The sequence below is a fragment of the Pseudomonas sp. P5_A12 genome (assembly GCF_056400685.1).
This window is the reverse complement of record NZ_JBFUKU010000385.1, coordinates 1-4192: the sequence shown is the minus strand read 5'-3', so window position 1 is coordinate 4192 and position 4192 is coordinate 1. Positions and strand designations below refer to the sequence as shown.

General features: G+C 59.7%; 5 protein-coding genes. 4 read left to right on the top strand and 1 reads right to left on the bottom strand.

Annotated elements, in window-relative coordinates:
- From AC1DSG_RS28400 to AC1DSG_RS28385, 4 genes are all read left to right on the top strand, one after another.
- A partial coding sequence (locus AC1DSG_RS28400) for an OprD family outer membrane porin (protein WP_477793839.1) occupies positions 1-600 on the top strand: 600 nt, incomplete at its 5' end.
- Between the two features lie 293 nt (positions 601-893).
- Entirely contained in the window at positions 894-1718 is an 825-nt protein-coding gene (locus AC1DSG_RS28395) for an NAD-dependent epimerase/dehydratase family protein (protein WP_477793838.1), read from the top strand.
- 53 nt (positions 1719-1771) lie between these two features.
- Positions 1772-2659 carry an SMP-30/gluconolactonase/LRE family protein gene (locus AC1DSG_RS28390; RefSeq protein ID WP_477793837.1) on the top strand — a complete coding sequence of 296 codons (888 nt, stop codon included), beginning with the start codon at positions 1772-1774 and terminating at the stop codon, positions 2657-2659.
- A gap of 212 nt (positions 2660-2871) precedes the next feature.
- On the top strand, positions 2872-3741 hold the full coding sequence (locus AC1DSG_RS28385; RefSeq protein ID WP_477793836.1) for an aldose 1-epimerase: 870 nt from the start codon (positions 2872-2874) through the stop codon (positions 3739-3741).
- Positions 3742-3749: 8 nt separating this feature from the next.
- On the opposite strand, the gene AC1DSG_RS28380 is transcribed toward AC1DSG_RS28385, so the two are convergent.
- Positions 3750-4192: response regulator (locus AC1DSG_RS28380; RefSeq protein ID WP_477793835.1), on the bottom strand; the 443-nt coding region annotated here is incomplete at its 5' end.

The window sequence follows — 4192 nt, the reverse complement described above, 5'->3', positions numbered from 1 at the left end:
TGGTACGCAGAACTCAGCGACCTCTACCAGCAACAGTATTACAACCTGAACCACAGCCAGCCGATTGGCGACTGGGTCCTTGGCGCCAACCTTGGCTATTTCATCGGCAAAGAAAACGGCAGCGCTCTGTTAGGCGACCTGGACAACAAAACCGGGTTCGCCATGCTCTCGGCCAAATACGGTGGCAGCACCTTCTATGTCGGCCTGCAAAAACTCACCGGTGACGATCAATGGATGCGCGTCAACGGCACCAGCGGCGGTACCCTGGCCAACGACAGCTACAACTCCAGCTACGACAACGCCCAGGAAAAATCCTGGCAGGTGCGCCACGATTACAACTTCGTCGCCTTGGGTGTTCCGGGCCTGACACTGATGAACCGCTACATCAGCGGTGACAACATCCACACCGGCACCGGCGCCAACGCTGTTACCGACGGCACGGAATGGGGCCGCGAATCGGAACTGGCCTACACCCTGCAAAGCGGCCCGTTGAAAAGTCTCAACGTCAAATGGCGCAACTCCAGCATTCGCAAGAGCTTCAGCAACAACGAATTCGATGAAAACCGTATCATCATCAACTACCCGATTTCGTTGCTGTAAGACCCACAACTATTCGGATGAACACACACCCCTGTGGGAGCGAGCCTGCTCGCGATTGCTATCTTTCAATCAGCAATTGGTTGACTGATTCACCGCTATCGCGAGCAGGCTCACTCCCACAAGGATTGCATTCCAGTCTGGCTGTTTAGCGTTTCTGCAACAGGAATTGACCCTCCGTCCATTTCCACCAATGTCGCGTTGACAACACCCGGATTGCCTTACGATACTTCAACAAAGTCGTACGACAACTTACAACGATTTTATAACAACAACTGCTTGTCCAGGATTCCCCCATGACGACCACTGCAACCACCCGCTCCCCTTTCAATCGCCTGCTGCTGACCGGTGCTGCCGGTGGCCTCGGTAAAGTCTTGCGCGAAAGCCTGCGCCCCTACGCCAACGTCATTCGTCTGTCGGACATCGCCGCCATGGCCCCGGCTATCGATGATCGCGAAGAAGTCGTGCCGTGCGATCTGGCGGACAAGCAAGCCGTGCATCAATTGGTCGAAGGCGTGGACGCGATCCTGCACTTCGGCGGTGTGTCGGTAGAGCGCTCGTTCGAAGAGATTCTCGGCGCCAACATCTGCGGCGTATTCCACATCTATGAAGCCGCACGCCGCCACGGTGTGAAGCGGGTGATCTTCGCCAGCTCCAACCACGTCATCGGTTTCTACAAGCAAGACCAGGTCATCGACGCCCACTCCCCTCACCAGCCGGACAGCTACTACGGTTTGTCCAAGTCCTACGGTGAAGACATGGCGACGTTCTACTTCAATCGCTATGGCATCGAAACCGTCAGCGTGCGCATCGGCTCCTCGTTCCCGGAACCGCAAAACCGCCGGATGATGAGCACCTGGCTGAGCTTCGGCGACCTCACCCAACTGCTCGAACGTGCCCTGTACACCCCGAATGTCGGCCACACCGTGGTGTACGGCATGTCCGATAACAAAGACATCTGGTGGGACAACCGTTACGCCACTGCCTTGGGATACGCGCCGCAGGACACCTCCGAAGTGTTCCGTGAAAAAGTCGAAGCCCAGCCGATGCCTGCCGCCGATGATCCGGCCCGGGTCTATCAGGGTGGAGCCTTTTGCGCAGCCGGCCCGTTCGGCGATTGAAGCCCTGCTTCCCGCGTGATCCCCACAACAAAAACCCAAGGGAATGAGTTGCCATGCAAGCCGAATTGATTGTCGATGCCCGTAACGCCGTCGGTGAATGCCCGGTGTGGGTCCCCGAGGAAAACGCCCTGTACTGGGTTGATATTCCTGCGGGGAACCTGCAACGCTGGAGTGCCGACAGCGGCCATGTCCAGTCGTGGAAAGCGCCGCAAATGCTCGCGTGCATCACCCGCCACCGTGACGGTTGCTGGGTAGCCGGGATGGAAAGCGGGTTTTTCCAATTGCATCCTCACAACGATGGCAACCTCGACATTCAATTGCTGGCGCACGTCGACCACGCTCGGACCGACATGCGCCTGAACGATGGCCGTTGTGACCGTCAGGGGCGTTTCTGGGCGAGCAGCATGGTGTTGAACATGGGCGCCAACATCGCCGACGGTGCCCTTTACCGTTACAGCGCGGGTCAACACGGGCCACTTGAGGCGCAACTGGGCGGGTTTATCGTCCCGAACGGCCTGGGCTTCAGCCCGGATGGCCGCACGATGTACCTGTCCGACTCGCATCCCTTGATCCAGCAGATATGGGCCTTTGACTACGACGTCGACAGCGGCACACCGTCCAATCAGCGGCTGTTCGTCGACATGAAACAGTTCCCCGGTCGCCCCGACGGCGCGGCTGTCGATGCCGAAGGTTGCTACTGGATCTGCGGCAATGACGCCGGGATGATTCACCGCTTTACCCCCGACGGTCGTCTGGATCGTTCCCTCGCCGTCCCGGTGAAAAAACCCACCATGTGCGCCTTCGGTGGCAGTCGACTGGACACGTTGTTCGTGACCTCGATCCGCCCCGGCGACGACCATGACGAACAGTCCCTGGCCGGCGGCGTATTCGCCCTCAATCCGGGTGTCACCGGGCTGGCGGAACCGCTGTTTAACGCCTGAATCACCGCCGATCACCTGTAGCAGCTGGCGMAGCCTGCGTCCGGCTCGGACCGCGATCGGACRMAGCAGTCGTAAAACCATATTGCGTGGTGTATCGAGAAGACCGCATTCACCGGATTGACGACTGCTTCGTCCGATCGCGGCCCGAGCCTGACGCAGGCTTCGCCAGCTGCTACAAGGGTTGCGGTGTTCTCATATTGGAGCCAACTTGAATGACGCTGACACTTCTCGAACTCGAAGACGAACTGACCCTCCTCACCCTCGCCCCCGCGCTCGGTGGCAGCATTGTCAACTGGGCGGTTCGCAGCACCGGTCAACCGCTGCTCCGCCACAATGATTCCCACGCACTGAATACCGGTCTGCCGGGCAAACTCGGTTGCTATCCCCTGGCCCCCTGGTCCAACCGTATTGCTGAAGGTGGCTTCGATTGCCCCGATGGCTGGCTGGCCCTGACGCCCAACAGTCTCACCGATCCCCTGCCCATCCATGGCAGCGCCTGGCAACAACCGTGGCAGGTGGTGTCGCAATCCGCCAACGAAGTCGTCCTGCAACTCGACAGCAGCACCCCCTTCGCTTATCGCGCCCGGCAACGCTTCCATCTGAACAAGGGCCAATTGAATATCGAGTTGCAGGTCACCCACTTGGCCGAGCGCGCCGCGTGGCATGGGCTCGGTTTACACCCTTACTTTCCGCGCACCGCAAACACGCAGCTACAGGCCAAGGCCGAGCAAGTCTGGCTGTGCAATAGCTCGAAATTGCCAACCGAGTTGATCGAACTGCCCGCCGACTGGGACTTTCATCAACTGGGTGCCCTACCCGCCTCTCTGGTGGATAACGGCTTCTGCCACTGGGACGGCCATTGCCTGATCCAGCAAGCCGACCTCGGTTATGCGCTGGAATGCCAAGCCACCGGCAGCGATTACTACCTGCTCTACTGCCCGGTCGGCCTGGAGTTTTTCTGCATCGAACCGGTCAGCCACCCGGTCAACGCGCATCACTTGCCAGGTCGGCCGGGGTTGCGGTTGCTGGAGCAAGGTCAGTCGGCGGAACTCGGGTTCAGCCTGCAATATCGGGCGCTTTGATAACGCCGTTACCCAAGCATCTGACTCAGCACTGCGCGCAACTTGCCTGGCTTGACCGGCTTGTTCAGCAGCGGTGCGCCGAGTCGCTGCAATGAGCGTCGACACTGATCAGTGCGGTCCGCCGTAATGATCACCGCCGGGATGACCTGGCTGAAATGCTCACGCAAATGCCTGACCACATCGCAGCCCACCACTCCGTGATCGAGGTGATAGTCCGCCAGTATCAATTCCGGCGCTCGCCCGCGCAGGGCTGCCAGCGCGGCGGATTCATCCGTGGCCGTGACCACCTCGCACCCCCACTGCTCAAGCAGCGCGCTCATGCTCTCGAGAATGCTCACCTCGTTGTCCAGCACCAGCAAACGTCGGCCCGGCAAGGGATTTCCGGTGCTCAACACAGGCGAGGCCTGACTGATAGGCAGCGGCACCTCATGGGATAGCGGTACGTCGATGC

What these genes read in the sequence shown, in the direction of transcription:
- AC1DSG_RS28395 (WP_477793838.1), top strand. Translation starts at nt 894, where the DNA reads ATGACGACCACTGCAACCACCCGCTCCCCTTTCAATCGCCTGCTGCTG.
- AC1DSG_RS28390 (WP_477793837.1), top strand. Translation starts at nt 1,772, where the DNA reads ATGCAAGCCGAATTGATTGTCGATGCCCGTAACGCCGTCGGTGAATGC.
- AC1DSG_RS28385 (WP_477793836.1), top strand. Translation starts at nt 2,872, where the DNA reads ATGACGCTGACACTTCTCGAACTCGAAGACGAACTGACCCTCCTCACC.